The sequence below is a fragment of the Halostagnicola kamekurae genome, from assembly GCF_900116205.1.
Taxonomy (GTDB): domain Archaea; phylum Halobacteriota; class Halobacteria; order Halobacteriales; family Natrialbaceae; genus Halostagnicola; species Halostagnicola kamekurae.
This window is the reverse complement of the sequence record NZ_FOZS01000004.1, coordinates 388,739-402,746: the sequence shown is the minus strand read 5'-3', so window position 1 is coordinate 402,746 and position 14,008 is coordinate 388,739. Positions and strand designations below refer to the sequence as shown.

Annotated in this window: 15 protein-coding genes; 10 read left to right on the top strand and 5 right to left on the bottom strand. The window is 60.5% G+C overall.

Annotation, left to right across the window (positions count from 1 at the left end; all coding sequences use genetic code 11):
• Positions 1-38: 38 nt before the first annotated feature.
• Complete coding sequence (locus BM348_RS18095; protein WP_092907094.1) at positions 39-869, bottom strand: bile acid:sodium symporter family protein; 831 nt, start codon at positions 867-869, stop codon at positions 39-41.
• A gap of 432 nt (positions 870-1,301) precedes the next feature.
• Positions 1,302-1,496 carry a hypothetical protein gene (locus BM348_RS18085; protein WP_092907092.1) on the bottom strand — a complete coding sequence of 65 codons (195 nt, stop codon included), beginning with the start codon at positions 1,494-1,496 and terminating at the stop codon, positions 1,302-1,304.
• Positions 1,497-1,697: 201 nt separating this feature from the next.
• On the opposite strand from BM348_RS18085, the gene BM348_RS18080 reads away from it, so the two are divergent.
• From BM348_RS18080 to BM348_RS18070, 3 genes are all read left to right on the top strand, one after another.
• Positions 1,698-2,315, top strand: a complete 618-nt coding sequence (locus BM348_RS18080) for a TetR/AcrR family transcriptional regulator (protein ID WP_092907090.1) — start codon at positions 1,698-1,700, stop codon at positions 2,313-2,315.
• A 208-nt stretch (positions 2,316-2,523) separates the two neighbouring features.
• The gene (locus BM348_RS22015; protein ID WP_245779529.1) at positions 2,524-2,673 is read left to right on the top strand and encodes a hypothetical protein; all 150 of its coding nucleotides are present in this window, start codon (positions 2,524-2,526) and stop codon (positions 2,671-2,673) included.
• 114 nt (positions 2,674-2,787) lie between these two features.
• Positions 2,788-3,456 (top strand): DUF502 domain-containing protein, encoded by a 669-nt coding sequence (locus tag BM348_RS18070; protein WP_092907088.1) that lies wholly within the window; start codon positions 2,788-2,790, stop codon positions 3,454-3,456.
• A 130-nt stretch (positions 3,457-3,586) separates the two neighbouring features.
• Here the strand turns inward: BM348_RS18070 and BM348_RS18065 are convergent, their stop codons facing one another.
• Positions 3,587-4,021, bottom strand: a complete 435-nt coding sequence (locus BM348_RS18065) for a universal stress protein (protein WP_092907086.1) — start codon at positions 4,019-4,021, stop codon at positions 3,587-3,589.
• Between the two features lie 940 nt (positions 4,022-4,961).
• Between BM348_RS18065 and BM348_RS18055 the strand changes: the two genes are divergently transcribed.
• Positions 4,962-5,795: a manganese catalase family protein gene (locus BM348_RS18055; protein ID WP_092907082.1), complete on the top strand. Its 834-nt coding sequence runs from the start codon at positions 4,962-4,964 to the stop codon at positions 5,793-5,795.
• A gap of 60 nt (positions 5,796-5,855) precedes the next feature.
• On the opposite strand, the gene BM348_RS18050 is transcribed toward BM348_RS18055, so the two are convergent.
• Positions 5,856-7,229, bottom strand: a complete 1,374-nt coding sequence (locus BM348_RS18050) for an arylsulfotransferase family protein (RefSeq protein ID WP_092907080.1) — start codon at positions 7,227-7,229, stop codon at positions 5,856-5,858.
• 277 nt (positions 7,230-7,506) lie between these two features.
• Here BM348_RS18050 and BM348_RS18045 point away from each other — a divergent pair, with 277 nt between their 5' ends.
• The 5 genes from BM348_RS18045 (at position 7,507) to BM348_RS21515 (ending at position 11,369) form a co-directional block, all read left to right on the top strand.
• Positions 7,507-8,826 carry an aminotransferase class III-fold pyridoxal phosphate-dependent enzyme gene (locus tag BM348_RS18045; protein WP_092907078.1) on the top strand — a complete coding sequence of 440 codons (1,320 nt, stop codon included), beginning with the start codon at positions 7,507-7,509 and terminating at the stop codon, positions 8,824-8,826.
• Positions 8,827-9,034: 208 nt separating this feature from the next.
• The gene (locus BM348_RS18040; protein WP_092907076.1) at positions 9,035-9,595 is read left to right on the top strand and encodes a TATA-box-binding protein; all 561 of its coding nucleotides are present in this window, start codon (positions 9,035-9,037) and stop codon (positions 9,593-9,595) included.
• A gap of 198 nt (positions 9,596-9,793) precedes the next feature.
• Positions 9,794-10,099 carry a hypothetical protein gene (locus BM348_RS18035; protein ID WP_092907074.1) on the top strand — a complete coding sequence of 102 codons (306 nt, stop codon included), beginning with the start codon at positions 9,794-9,796 and terminating at the stop codon, positions 10,097-10,099.
• 347 nt (positions 10,100-10,446) lie between these two features.
• On the top strand, positions 10,447-10,848 hold the full coding sequence (locus BM348_RS18030; protein WP_092907072.1) for a MaoC/PaaZ C-terminal domain-containing protein: 402 nt from the start codon (positions 10,447-10,449) through the stop codon (positions 10,846-10,848).
• A gap of 344 nt (positions 10,849-11,192) precedes the next feature.
• Entirely contained in the window at positions 11,193-11,369 is a 177-nt protein-coding gene (locus BM348_RS21515) for a hypothetical protein (RefSeq protein ID WP_175507244.1), read from the top strand.
• Here BM348_RS21515 and BM348_RS18025 read toward each other — a convergent pair.
• Positions 11,362-12,324, bottom strand: coding sequence for a transcription initiation factor IIB (locus BM348_RS18025; RefSeq protein WP_092907070.1), 963 nt, complete (start codon positions 12,322-12,324; stop codon positions 11,362-11,364). The two genes, BM348_RS21515 and BM348_RS18025, sit on opposite strands and share 8 nt — an antisense overlap.
• Before the next feature lie 759 nt (positions 12,325-13,083).
• Here BM348_RS18025 and BM348_RS18020 point away from each other — a divergent pair.
• Entirely contained in the window at positions 13,084-13,680 is a 597-nt protein-coding gene (locus BM348_RS18020) for a DUF7344 domain-containing protein (RefSeq protein ID WP_092907246.1), read from the top strand.
• Positions 13,681-14,008 lie beyond the last annotated feature (328 nt).

Below are 14,008 nucleotides of genomic sequence, written 5' to 3'. Positions count from 1 at the left end.
CGGCTCGGGGGCAGGCAGCGGCGAGGCGAAAATCATTCTTATCGCCACTTGCCCGCGACGAGTCCCGCCATCCCGACGCTGACGAGGCTGAAGGCCACGATCACTGTGAGCACTCGCTGGCTAGAAAACGTCGTCGCGATGAGCAACGCGACGGCGGCGTTTCGAGCGGCGGTCGTCGTCGCGAGCACTTCGCGAGTCGGTCGCGCCGGACCGCCGAAGCCGTACCCGACCAGCAGCGAACCGCCGACGACGAGCGTCGAAATCGCTATCGATCCGGTCCCGGCCAGCCCCACCAATCCGTCGAAATTGGTCGCGACTAACAGGCCGATCAACAGGACCAGAGAGTACGTCGAGAGCCGCTGGAGCGGCGCGGAGAGCCGCGTAGCGAACGGTCGATAGCGCGCCTGTATCACCAGACCGACCACGAGCGGGACGAGCTGGGCGAGCAGTATCATGCGAGCGATCGCGATCGGATCGACCGCCACGTCACCCGGCATGAGCGCCGTGACAGAAATCGGTATCGTGACGACCGAAAGTATGCCGAGAACGGCCATCAGACCGCTCGCGAACGCGATGTCGCTCTTCGAAATCTCGGCGAATTTCGGTCCGAACGGCGCTCCCGGCGCGATGGCGATCAACAGGATCCCGACCACGTAACCGGTCTCCATCGGAACGGCGCGGACGAGTCCCGCCGCTAACAGCGGCACGAGTACGAGGTTCGCGAGGAGTGCCCTCGAGAGGAGCCGCCGCTGCTTCAACGACGCGAAAATCTCGTCGAACGTCAGATCGAGCCCCACCGAGAGCATCGTGGTGAGCACGAAGAATATCGTGAGCGGGTCGATGGCGGCCTGAAGCGTCCACGCTGGCATTCGCTTATTCGAGAATCGGGTGAACGGACACGTAAGGCTCCCGGTTCAACTCCCATCGCGTCACTGAAGTCACATATGTGATCTCGGACGGGACTGACTCGAGAGATAGGGCTGACTCGAGGGTGTGACCGACTCGAGAACGGGCCCAACTCGAGTACCACCCCAGTCCGAGGACGGATTCGTGTCAGTCCCGAACCACTCGGTGTCGACCCACGCGCCGGCGTCGTCGCCGTAGCTCCGGTCGTCGTCCGAACCGGCGTCGAACAGGCTCTCGAAGACGCCCGTCGAGAGCGCCGGCTCCGGATCGAACGCTTTCGAGGTGAGATACGATTCGAGATTGCGGCGAAACTGTCTCGTGACGGGTTCGTTTCTGGAGAGGTCCAGCGTACAGACGGCGAGGTTTCCGTCGCCGATCGCGGGCGAGAACTCGTCTCAGGTGAGCACGTCGGGTCCGAGGTCGTAGGTGAACTCGAGGGTCGTCCGATTCGGCACCGAACCGTCGCCGGCGGAGATCAAAACGGGGTGATCGACGACGTCCGCGTCGCGAATCTGGTCGGTGTTCGTGCTCCGTGTGTCGGCCGAGAGCGTTCCGATGTACTCGCTTGCCGTCGCGTTCGCGAGGGTCACCTCGAGTCGAAGGTCCCACGGGCCGGCAAGCGATATCGTTCCTATGCCACTTTCATTCGACAGGCACCGTATAGGGTTTGTTCAGGGTCTCAGGGACGGTTCGACGGGAAGCGATGATATCGGACCGTTCGACGTGGGAACGCTCAACGGTGGAACGCTTGACTCGATACTGGCTTATGGGACGATTGCATAGCCCGGACGATGACCGGGCATCCCGAGACGGAACGACGAATCAGAGAAGCGGCATTTCGCGCGCTGGTCGAACACGGCTACGCGGACCTCTCGATGACCGATATCGGCGACGAACTCGGCCAAAACCCCTCTCTCATATACCATTATTTCGATAGCAAGGACGATCTGTTGCTGTCGATGCTCGAGGTGTTCGTCGAACTATTCATGGACGGACAGGCCGAACGGGAGTTCGACGATCCCACCGAAGAACTGCGGGCGTTCGTCGACCAGATCCTGCATCCAGAACCGATGCACGCCGAACGGATCGTTTCGGGGCCGCCGTCGGAAACCGAGGCTGCGGTTTCGCGGCTTTTCGTCGAATTGTGGGGCCACGCCCAGTGGGATCCGGACTTCCGGGAGAAAACGACGGCGGTCGAGTCGCGCCTCCACGAGACGCTCGCCGAGACGATTCGAAACGGAATCGAACGCGAGCACTTTCGGCCGGTCGATCCGGAACTGACGGCGGATCACATCCTCTTCGTACTCAAACAGGGAGTACACACGCACACGACGACCAATCGAGACGACGCCATCGACCGAGCGGAGACGCTCATAGACGAAATTATCGACGACATCTCTCGAGCGTAGCCACCGAAGCGATTTCAGACGAGCTGCTCCTTGCCGACGCTTTCCGTCTTTCCCGCCGTGTACGATGAACATAAACAAAAGAACTACAACTGATTAAACGATCGATTAATCGATACAGTCACCCGATTTAGTCGTCGGCGTCTGACGGCCACCGGACCCCATCCGGAGTCCGGACGGGCAACTATCGCCGTTCGGCTGGTACGCCGAGATGCGCGAGGAGCGGCCAGTCCACTACGACGAGCAGCGGGAGACGTGGGACGTGTTTCGATACGACGACGTCGACCGGATTCTGAAAGATCACGGCTCGATTTTTAAGCACGGACGGGACTACCGCTCGTATTTCTCGAGTAGCGCTTGAGACACACTTCGTGATATATAACCTATAATTCGTCGCGCTACCCACCTTCGACACTCATTGTTGTCTTGTCAATTTACCGGGAGATTCAATAGGGCGGTCTCGAAACGAGTGTACATGGTATATCCGCCGGATGAGTACCGATCGCCGTCGCTCGTCAAAGATAAGAGTCAACATTTCTTCGTGAGGGGGCTTGCGGCGCTGTTCCCGCTGGTCGTTACGCTGCTTATCATCGCGTTCGTCTTTCGGTTCATCTCGAACGCGCTCGCGCCGCTGCTCGAGGTCCTCAACCAGGCGCCGTATCTCAATCCGTTGAGTAGTTGGCTAACCATCGCGATTACTGGCGTGTTGTTCTGTGCGCTCGTGTTCATGATCGGATTTCTCTCCGAGAAAGCATCCAGCATGTCGCGGATCAATTCCCACTACGACGAGTTCATGTGCTCGATTCCCGGCTTCGGCCGCGTCTACCAGAGTTTCGACGAGATGAGCAAGGTGATGTTCGAATCGGGGACGGATAGTTTTCAGGAGGTCAAACTCGTCGAGTACCCCCAGCAGAACTCCTACGTCATCGCGTTCAAGACGTCCGTTCCGCCCGAACGCATCGCAGAACAGATCGGCAACGACGACATGATCACGCTCTTCATGCCGATGGCACCGAACCCGGTCATGGGCGGGTTCGTCATCCACGTCGCTCGAGAGAACGTCTACGACGTCGACCTGACCGTCGAGGAGGGGATCCGAACGATAATCACGAGCGGCGTCGCGACCGGCAACGAACGGTCGTAATTTCGAGCCGTTCGGTTGTGGACGTGATTTCACACAGCAGCGTACGCTCCCCGCGTCGGAGGGGCGCGGGCAGGATTCCCATCGAACGCCAGTGCGGGCATCGTCCAAAGGTCGACGGGCCCGACCGGCACTACCGAACGATCGTCACCGGAACCGGCGACCGGCGAGTGACCTTCTCGGCGACGCTGCCGAGGAGGACGCGACTCGCGCCGGTACGGCCGTGACTGCCGATGACGATGTGATCGACGCCGTGTCCCGACGCGTACGAAACGATCGAGTGAACGACGGTGCCGACCATCTGTACCGTCTCGAGGTCGCGATCGCGGCGATCGGCACGCGCCTGCGCTCGCTCTAAGGTCCTCGCTGCGCGTTCTTCTCGTTTGTCCTGCAGGTTTCCGTAGGACTCCGGGCTGTAGGACTCGAGCGCGACGCCGCCCCGGATCTCGGCCGCGTCGACGACGTGCAACGCCGTGACCCGCGCATCGGGATACTCGGAGAGCGCGAACTCGAGCGCCTCGTCGGACTGTTCGGATTCGTCGACCGGGACGAGAACGTGCGTGGCCATGAGTTCTCTTTCGCCTGCGATGACAAAAACGGCTGCCGTGCGTGTGCTGGAACCCGTTCTGTTTGGACGAATAGAGCCGGGCGAGTTTGAATACAGGGTATGACTGAGACGCCTTGCGTGGAGAACTTCGGAAGCTAGACGTGATATCACTCTCCACTAATGGACTGACAGTCTGCTTCGAGTCGAACGTCCGGTGTCCCGTCCTGAGCATTCTCTACGTATATCGCGATACCAGACTCATTCGGGCCATCGCAGGGAAGTGCCGGTTGCTCAAAGCCCGGCCAGTCTCGTTCAAATCGAGTTCCGGAAACAGTCACAACGATTGTTTCGGGGTCAGTCGATGCCGGAAACGTCGCATCCTCGTCAGCCTCGTTACTGTCTGACAATTGGTATTCCCTCTCGAAAAGAGTATCACTGCCTTTGTTCGTAATCATGACCGTAACGTGGTGAGTCTCGTCACGGTCACCAAGATACATCTTCACCCAATGGGGATCGGATCCAGTCTCGCTCGATTTGGTGGACGAACTTAGGGCATTACAGCCGCTGACGGCAGTTAGTACCCCACCCGTACTGGCAAGGAGTACGCGTCGGCGAATGGAGGGCATTACATCACACGATTCGATGTCGTTCGCTGAAAATGATTACTAGTAGTACTATATAGATGACTAGTGTTAATTACTAGTTTTAAATGAAATAAAATATTTAAATTTAATTAAATAAATACACAGTGGTGTATTTCCTCACTCGAGGTGTAGATCGTCGTCATCACCGCGGTGTACGCCCGTCGGTCGATCGTCGTTCGTCTCTCGTCTGCTCTCCCGTCGGCGTTGAACGTGCGGTTGCCCTGAATCTAGTCGTAGCCAGTCTTCTATCCCAGAGCAACTCTCTGTTAGAGCCCTAATAGTGGTTTATCCCGCTTGGCATCGGCAGTGGCCAGTGCATGTTCTTCCAAGAACCCGAACTGCAGTACGAGGTCACCGTCGAGAACCCGGACCCGCACTTCGCGAAACTGCTCCAGCAGGCGATCGGCGGGCAAGAAGGCGAAATGCGCGTCGCCCTGCAGTACATGTTCCAGGCGTGGGCGCTCCCGGAGGGGTACGAAGAGTACCGGAACCTGTTGATGGAAACCGCGGCCGAAGAACTGGGACACATCGAGATGCTCGCGTCGGCCGTCACGAAGAATCTCCGGGGCTCACCGACGGAGATGGGAGAAGAAGCTCAGGAAACCGCGGCGACCGCCGAAGCGATGACTCGCCAGAACCCACGCCAGTTCCTCTCCGCTGGCGAGTCGGCGATGCCGGTCGACAGCAACGGGGTTCCGTTCACCGGCGGCTATATCGCCGCTTCGGGAAACCTCGCGGGCGACCTCTACGCGAACGTGATGGCGGAGGCGACCGGTCGCACCCTCGCAACCCGCCTCTGGGAGTACACCGACGACCCGGGCATGAAAGACATGCTCTCCTACCTCATCGCTCGAGACACCATGCACCAGAACCAGTGGATCGAGGCCCTCGACAGCCTCGAGGACCCCGTCCCGGTCCCCGCGAGTTTCCCGCAGGAACAGGAGAATCAGGACGTCAATTACACGTTCATCTCGACCAGGCGCGACCAGCAGCCGGATCCATCGTATCCGTGGACCCAGGGCGAGTCACCGGACGGCAAGGGGCAGTTCTCCTACGCCGCCGAACAACCGGGCGGCGGCGAAGTCGTCGCGCCCGAGCCGGATTCGATAACGCACGACGAACCGAACCGATCTGCCCAACCCGACGAATAATCGACCGGGCATTCGGCACGGTCTCACCGGACCGATCGCGCCCGTTTCCAGTCGACTCACTCACTTTCGGTCGCGCCTGATCGGCGACTGCACCGTAACGCCGGCATCGCGGATCCGCCAGACGGCCTCGAGACCGATCCACGTCAGCGCTGCAAGCACCCCGACTCCGATAGCCGCGGCTTCCCGTTCACCGACCCAGACGGGGGCGACGAAGATCAGCGCGTTGTAAATTCGGTGGGGGAGAATCGACTCGGCCATCTCCCCGAGGAACGCGTAGACGTCGAGTTCGATGCCGCCTGAGCCGCCGTTCTCGTCGCCGCCGCCCTCACCGCCTGTCCGGGAGTCGAGACCGAGCGCCACAGCGCTTTCGCCGCCCGCGCTCTCGGCGCCCGTCTCGAGGCGCTCTGCGTCGTAGGGCATCGTCGATTCGACCTCCCAGACGATGTCGCCCGATTGGTTGACTTCGATAACGCGCTTGCCGTGGCTGTCAGTGATGAGCGTGTTTCCGTTGGGGAGTCTGTCGGCGTCTCGTGGCCACTGGACCTGGTCATCTTGCCACTCCCAGCTCTGTGCCCACTCGCCGTCTTCGCGCTGGAATTCGACTATCCGACCGTTTTCGGAGTCTGCGACGAGGATCGCCGGGCCGCCACGGGACTCGGGGATGTAGTCCGGATTGTGCTGTTCGTGAAGGGTGTCGTACTCGTTTTCACTCCCGAGCGTCCAATTCTCGAGTACCCCCTCGTCCCTGTCGAGAAAGACGACCTGGTCCTGATTGCGGACGCTCACCATAATCCGGCCGGCCATCTCGCCGCGTTCGACGTACTCGACGTCGTTGATGTGGGTCCAGTCGTTCGGGAACGAGTGCCCGCTCTCGAGCGCGAAATCGCTCTGGGCGTCCCAGAGCCACTCGACGATTTCCGTCTCCGTGTTCACGACGAAGACCTGATCGTCGACGATGTCCGCGACCGCAACGCGGGTTTCGTTGATGCGGGTCGAATCGTGCCACTCGGCGGCGTTCTCTGTGTAGTCGTACCGTTCGTAAACCACCTCGACGTCGCCGGTCGAGAGGTTCGCCCGTTCGATGACGTTCCGGGCGCAGGGCGGTTCGCCGCAGGTTGGGCCCGCCGTGTGAATCGTATCGGTCGCCGCGTACTCGACGGTCATCGGCTCGCCTTCGACGGGGTCGACGTCGAAGTACTTCGTCCGCGAGTTGTTGTAGTAGCGAACGTCGCCGTCCGGCGCGTAGGCGGTGATCGTTCCGGCCCGTCCCGACTCGGTGACGACCGTGTGGTTTTCCGTCGGCGGGGCGTCCGGAACGACGTCGGCGGATCCCGTCTCGGGACCGCTCCCTGCGGCGCTCGCGACGATTGCGGCGGAGACGACGACGAGTATTGCCAGTCCAAGCCGAAGCCGATTTCGGGTCACCACTGCCACTCACCCACCTCGTGGCACCGTGATGTGATAGGTACTCTGCGTCATTACGCTCCCAGTCCGATGTTATCGACGAGACTATCGTCTTACTCTCCGCTGTCGATCGTTTCGCGCGGTAAATCGTTCGTTACTCTCACGTGGTTCCATCGCTCGACGGCTGAGGAGAGTGCGACCGATCTCGAGGACGGTTTGGAGCGACTCACACCTTCGACATGCGTTCTGTCCTATCCGGTATTCGTCGCTCGCCAAGTTTTATCAAGCGATACGGAAGAGACAACGTATGCGGCGACCAACTGCGGAGCCGACCGTCGAGCAGTTGCCGGGACCCAACGCCCGCGAGTGGGTCGACTTCCACCGGAACGCGGCCGCGCCCAGCACATCCGTCTACGATTTCGTCTGGGATATCACGGAAGACGCCGTCGGTCCGTTCTGTACGGACCCGGACGGAAACGTCCTGCTCGATTTCACGAGCCACGTCGCGTCGGCTCCCCTCGGCTACAACAATCCGAAATTGCTCGACAAGTTATCGACGTTCGATCTCGTCGACCCGCTGAAGATCGCCGGTCAGGACTTCTATCTGAGCACGGGCGGGACGCCGGACGACACGGCGCTGCCGGGCCCGGCCCACCTGATGAACACGCTGACGGAGATCACCGAGCAGTACGGGTTCGACACCGTCTTCCTCTCGAACTCCGGCGCTGAGGCGGTCGAGAACGCCCTCAAAATCTGCTACGACCACTGTGAGACGCCGAAGTACGGCCTCACGTTCGAGGGCGCGTTTCACGGGCGAACGCTCGGCGCGCTGTCGCTGAATCGCTCGAAATCGGTCCACCGACGCTCGTTTCCCGAACTCAGCGGGATCCACGACGTCCCCCACTCGCTCGAGGGGGTCCGCACTCTACGCGAGAAGCTCGATCACGATAGCGGGCACGTACCGCCGGAGGAGGTGGCCTTTCTCATCCTCGAGCCGATCCAAGGCGAGGGCGGCTACACGGTTCCAGAACCCGAGTTCATGCGCGAGGTAAACGACCTCTGTGAGACCCACGATATTCCGCTGATCGCCGACGAGATCCAGTCGGGGCTCGGCCGGACGGGCGAGCTGTGGGCGGCAGATCACTACGAGTTCGAACCCGACGTCATCACGAGCGCGAAAGCGCTCCGTGTGGGCGCGACGATTTCGACGTCGGAGCTGTTTCCCGACGAAACGGGTCGGCTCTCCTCGACGTGGGGCGCAGGCGACGTCCTGTCGTCGATCCTGGGGACCCTCACGATCGAAGCGATTCGGGAACACGACCTCCTCGAGCACGCCACGCGGGCCGGGAATCGGCTCTTGAGTCAACTCGAGGAGATTCAACGTACTCGTCCCGAGTCCGTCGTCGACGCGCGCGGACTCGGACTGATGACCGCGATCGAGTTCGAGAGCGCCGAGCGACGCGATGCCGTTCTCGAGGCCGCACTGCAGCGGGGCCTGCTCACGCTCGGCTGTGGCCACCGATCGCTTCGGTTGTTACCTCCGCTGGACGTGACCGATCGCGAACTCGACATCGCAACTGATCTCCTCGCGGCGGCGATCGACGAAACCGACCCGACGGCCGGTTGAATAGCTCCTGCGGAGTCCGTCCCAAGTATCGTTCTGACGCTACGACCGCACGCCGTTCCAGACCGAAACGAACGTCCCCCCGGTCGACACCGCGGTATCGGGTTTAAACGCCGCTTCAGTCTCTCTCTGTCCAATATATGGTCGATTCGGACGGCACCGGCAGGAATGCAGGTATTTATAAGCGTTAGATACCTTTTCTTACCTGACTATGACGGACCCGAAGGAATCTATCACCATCGAAAACGTGGTGGCCTCGACCGGTATCGGACAGGAACTCGACCTTGAGAGCGTCGCGATGGACCTCGTGGGCGCCGATTACGACCCAGAGCAGTTCCCCGGTCTCGTCTACCGCACGCAAGATCCCAAGTCCGCCGCACTGATCTTCCGCTCGGGCAAGATCGTCTGTACTGGCGCGAAAAGCACCGACGACGTCCACGAGAGCTTGGCTATCGTCTTCGACGAACTCCGCGATCTCAGCATTCAGGTCGAGGACGATCCCGAAATCACCGTCCAGAACATCGTCAGCAGCGCCGACCTCGGGCGCACCCTCAACCTGAACGCGATCGCGATCGGCCTGGGTCTCGAGAGCATCGAGTACGAACCCGAACAGTTCCCCGGGCTGGTCTACCGGCTCGACGACCCCGAAGTGGTCGCCCTTCTGTTCGGCTCCGGCAAACTCGTCATCACCGGCGGCAAGCAGGTCGAAGACGCGAAGGAGGCCGTCGACGTGATCTCCAACCGTCTCGAGGAACTCGGCCTCCTCGAGTAATTGCGCGTCGATTTCGTTCGACTCTCTTTCCTTCGTCTCGAACTGCGGGGACCGCCCGTTCGTAGCCTCCGAGCGCGGGACCGTTTCGACTCGCTACCGTCGTGACCCCGGCCGAACGATTCGACGGCGAAACCCTCACGTATTCCTACTATTTCGGCGATAAGAAGGCTTATACTGGCGGAATAAGGTCATCACAGTATGCCGACTGAAGACAGTCGACCGAATCTTGTGACGATCGTTGGCCGCGGCGTTCCGGCCAACTACGAAATCAGCGTCGATGGGACCATCGAGATGATCGATGGAAACCCGCTCGAGGAGGCGACGGTCGTTTCCTCACAGACCGCAGAGGGCGCGATCGAGACCGGCGTTCGCCGCTTTCGGTTCTCCGGACAGATGGCGAACGTCCGACTCGTCGACTGGAACGGGGTTCCAGCGCCGGAGTCGCCACACACACCGCGCGTTCACGTCGACTACGGCGTCTCGACGCGGGGAGACGACGGCTAACGCCGCTCGTCGCTTCTATCCTCGGCGACGGTAGTCTCCGATTTCTCGACCTGCGAGCGCGAGCGAAACGTCACCGAGGCGGTAGCGACGCGTCCCTGGTGTGATGGTATACAGACTAGCACGGTGAAACGCGGAGTGGCGTTCGAATCCGCCCGAAGGTGTGCCAATGGGTTCCGGCCCGCTGGGGGCGTTCCGATGGCGCTCCGGACCGGTGGAGGCGTATCGATTGCGTTCCAGACCGTTCGGAGGCATGTCGCGCCCGATTCGGCTGCTCGAACGGCGATCCGATCGTTCGACCGCCCAAACTTTTTTCGCGTACCGAACGTTCGGTAGGATACTTAACTCTCATGAATCCGCCAGTTGCGGGCGAGTCACAGACGTTCGAGCGAACGTTTACCGTCGACGACGTTCGCCAGTTCGCGGCCGTTTCCGGCGATACGCAGCCGAGACACACCGAACCAGATGCGGACGGCCGGGTGATGGTACAGGGGTTGCTGACCGCGACGCTGCCGACGAAGATCGGGAGCGACAACGAAGTCCTCGCCCACGGGATGGAGTTCGAGTTTTTGAGACCCGTCTACACCGGCGAATCGATTACCTGTACGTCCACGTACGAGACGGTCGACGAACGGGACGATCGGTACGAGTTCACGTCGCGTGTCGTCTGTGAAAAAGCGGACGGAGAAGTCGTACTGAAGGCGACGATCGACGGGCTCGTCTGGAAAGACGGACAGCATTCGGACGGATAGAGGACACGAACGAGAGTTCTCGAGGGAAGCGAGCGGGTTCCGGCCCACGGCTGTCTCTTGTCATAACTGCCTCGTTACAGTCGACCCCGTCACAGTTTGTCTCCGACACAGCTGCCTCGTTACAGTCGACCCCGTCACAGTTTGTCTCCGACACAGCTGCCTCGTTACAGTCGACCCCGTCACAGTTTGTCTCCGACACAGCTGTCTCGTCACAGTCGACCCCGTTACCCTACCGCGATCGATCTTCCGAGTGCATACCGAGATTCGCACGATTCCGGACTCGAGATATTAGTTACCTTGAATGTTCCACACAGTATTTCTCGGTGGAAGCCCTACTGGTAGATATGTTCCGTGCGATTCTACCGGAAGGCCAGGTCATCTGCGAACGATACGACGAGGCCGAAAACGGGCTCGAGTTGTACGACGAGAACGACGATTTCATCGCGTTCGTTCCGTACTCAAACTTACATGCGCTGCTCAACGAGGAGGTCTACAGCGAGGACGAGCGCTCGATCATGTAGCCGCTTTCGGCTGTTCGTCGATCGCCTCGAGTTGCTCGCGGTATCGGTTTCGTACCGTGACGACCGTCGTCTGTGCGGTTTCGGCGACCGCTCGTTGTGGAATCGTCTCATCACAGAGCAACCCGGCGGCGTAGATGGCCGCCGCAGCGAACCCGGTCGGTGATTTTCCGGAGTGAAGTCCCTGTGCGGTCGTTTCCCTGATAATGTCGACCGCTTTCGATTCGACTTCAGTTCCCACGTCGAGTTCCGAACAGAATCGCGGAACGAACTGGCTCGGGTCTGTCGGCTCGAGGTTGATGTCGAGTTCGTCCGCAATATACCGATACGTTCGCCCAATCTCTCGTTGATCGACGCGGGCGACGGCGGTTACCTCCTCGAGGCTTCGCGGGATGTCTTCTTTTCGACAGGCCGTGTAGAGCGAGCTTGTCGCGACGCCTTCGATCGAGCGACCGCGGATGAGGTCCCGCTCGAGCGCCCGCCGGTAGATGACCGACGCCGTCTCTTTGACCGGCTTTGGAACGCCCAGCGCGCTCGCCATGCGATCGATTTCGGAGAGGGCGTACTTGAGGTTTCGCTCGCCGGCGTTCTTGGTTCGAATGCGTTCTTGCCAGACCCGCAGTCGGTGGAGCTGTCCGTGTTTGTCCGCCGACATCGAACGCCCCTTCGCATCGCGGTTGCGCCAGTCGATGGTTGTGGTTAACCCGCGGTCGTGCATCGACTGCGTGAGCGGTGCCCCGACCCGCGAGAGCTGGTCGTGTTCCTGCGCGTTGAACGCCCGCCATTCCGGTCCGTAATCGATCGGGTCTTCGCTCAAGACGAGCCCGCAGTCGCGACAGACGCGCTCGCCACGATCCGGATCCTGGACGATCGTCGCGGTCTCGCAGTCGGGACACAGTTCTTCGCCCTCTTTCTCCTGTGTTTCGTCTTCGACGCGATGTATGGTAGACCGGCTCATCAGTGGTCGAAAAACCCGTGGCACGACTGTAAGGGGCTCGCATGGTTTCGATGGAAATACCGACTTACTGCCGGCCCTGACGGCCACAGCGGGCCGGACGGGGCGTTTCGAACTGTCGAATGAGTATCGAGACGTTCGAACGCTCACTGCCGACGACGGGTCGCGCCGGTCATCTACGACACTTCCCCTCGAGCCCGTACGAGCAGTCAAGGTCTCGACCGGCAAAGCGCGTTGACGGGACGAACGAGAGCCCTCGGGGAAGGTAACCGTCGAGAGAGAAGCAACCGACTACGGACGTAAAGGAAGCTTTCACCACCGAACTGTCGAGTTAGTTAATGTCGACGCCATCGAACGTTCCGTTCCAGTGACCCCAGTCCGCCGATCCAGTTGGTTTTCGCCTCGAGCGAACCCAGTCGATCGTTCGAACTCAGTGCCTACGGCGGTGATACGCACATTCAATCGCGGAACGAGGTCGGGCCGCGGCCGGGTCGATTCGACGCAGTCGGCCGGTCGTGCTCCCGCCGTGAGCGATCGGTCCCGACGGCGACGAAGTGACACCGTACACCCTTTGCAATCGGTGCAAAACGTGGCCGTGTTTAAGAGTCTCACCGTTGCCCTCCAAATTGGTGTGTCAATCGTGATTGCGACTTGCCGTACATCGGGACAGTGGGTGATGACGACGGGACCGTCTCGCAGATCTTTCGAAAACCTGACGGACAGATTCGAATCGAATCGCTCGATCCGTGGAGGCGGACGGTAATGTCCTCAGTAGACACGTCATTACCCGAAGAAATAACCGCGGTAACCGAGTCGGAGCAGAACGCTCGCCTCTCGAAAGATGTCATTTTCGAGTTACTGAAAAACCGGCGTCGTCGAGAAGTCCTCTCTTACTTGCTCGAGACCGAGGGAACGGTGACCCTCGGCGAACTCGCCGAACAGATCGCCGCTTGGGAGAACGACACGGACATCAACGCGCTGAGTTCCGATCAACGAAAGCGCGTGTACGTCGCGTTATATCAGACGCACTTACCCAAGATGGACGACGCTGGCATCGTCGAGTACGACCAGGACCGCGGCCTGATCGACCTCTCGGAGAACGCCGACTTGCTGATGATGTATCTCGACACCGATACGCACCAGCAAGACCGCTGGGACAGATTCTACGCGGTTCTGAGCGTCGTCGGTATCGGCGTCCTCTCCGCCGCGTTCCTCGAGCTCCCCCTGCTGACCGCGATTCCGACGATGGCGCTGGCCGGGTCGGTCGTCGTCGCCTTCTGCGCGCTCTCTCTCGTTCACGTCCTCTCGAACCGACGAGAACAACAGACCGTCGACGGCAAGCTTTCGCGAATCGAATAAACCGATATCGCCCGGTTTCACCTGGTTCTGGCGTCCTCGGTTTGAATCCGAGCAGTAGATCGATATCACACGATTCCTCCGAAACGACGGCATAGTCACCGGTTGCACCGAGTGACACTCGAGAAGGACTTTTAGGGAACGACCGCGTACATTCAACTGGCTCCCGGCAATCGTATTCAGTACTGGAACAGTTCGCGTGCCAGCATCTGTTCTGGGGCGGGGGCCATTCTTTCCGGAGACGAGCGCCGATAGACTGCCGAGAGTCAACCCGTTCGCGGTTCGCTGGCTCGGATCGAACGGACGCTGAAACCCCCTCCTATGGCGTCTG

Excerpts from the sequence above, each read along its gene's own strand:
- BM348_RS21515 (WP_175507244.1), top strand. The coding sequence starts at position 11,193 with ATGTTCCGTGCGATTCTACCGGAAGGCCAGGTCATCTGCGAACGATAC.
- BM348_RS18070 (WP_092907088.1), top strand. The coding sequence starts at position 2,788 with ATGGTATATCCGCCGGATGAGTACCGATCGCCGTCGCTCGTCAAAGAT.
- BM348_RS18080 (WP_092907090.1), top strand. The coding sequence starts at position 1,698 with ATGACCGGGCATCCCGAGACGGAACGACGAATCAGAGAAGCGGCATTT.
- BM348_RS18095 (WP_092907094.1), bottom strand. The coding sequence starts at position 869 with ATGCCAGCGTGGACGCTTCAGGCCGCCATCGACCCGCTCACGATATTC.
- BM348_RS18035 (WP_092907074.1), top strand. The coding sequence starts at position 9,794 with ATGCCGACTGAAGACAGTCGACCGAATCTTGTGACGATCGTTGGCCGC.
- BM348_RS18045 (WP_092907078.1), top strand. The coding sequence starts at position 7,507 with ATGCGGCGACCAACTGCGGAGCCGACCGTCGAGCAGTTGCCGGGACCC.
- BM348_RS18065 (WP_092907086.1), bottom strand. The coding sequence starts at position 4,021 with ATGGCCACGCACGTTCTCGTCCCGGTCGACGAATCCGAACAGTCCGAC.
- BM348_RS18055 (WP_092907082.1), top strand. The coding sequence starts at position 4,962 with ATGTTCTTCCAAGAACCCGAACTGCAGTACGAGGTCACCGTCGAGAAC.
- BM348_RS18020 (WP_092907246.1), top strand. The coding sequence starts at position 13,084 with ATGTCCTCAGTAGACACGTCATTACCCGAAGAAATAACCGCGGTAACC.
- BM348_RS22015 (WP_245779529.1), top strand. The coding sequence starts at position 2,524 with ATGCGCGAGGAGCGGCCAGTCCACTACGACGAGCAGCGGGAGACGTGG.
- BM348_RS18025 (WP_092907070.1), bottom strand. The coding sequence starts at position 12,324 with ATGAGCCGGTCTACCATACATCGCGTCGAAGACGAAACACAGGAGAAA.
- BM348_RS18030 (WP_092907072.1), top strand. The coding sequence starts at position 10,447 with ATGAATCCGCCAGTTGCGGGCGAGTCACAGACGTTCGAGCGAACGTTT.
- BM348_RS18040 (WP_092907076.1), top strand. The coding sequence starts at position 9,035 with ATGACGGACCCGAAGGAATCTATCACCATCGAAAACGTGGTGGCCTCG.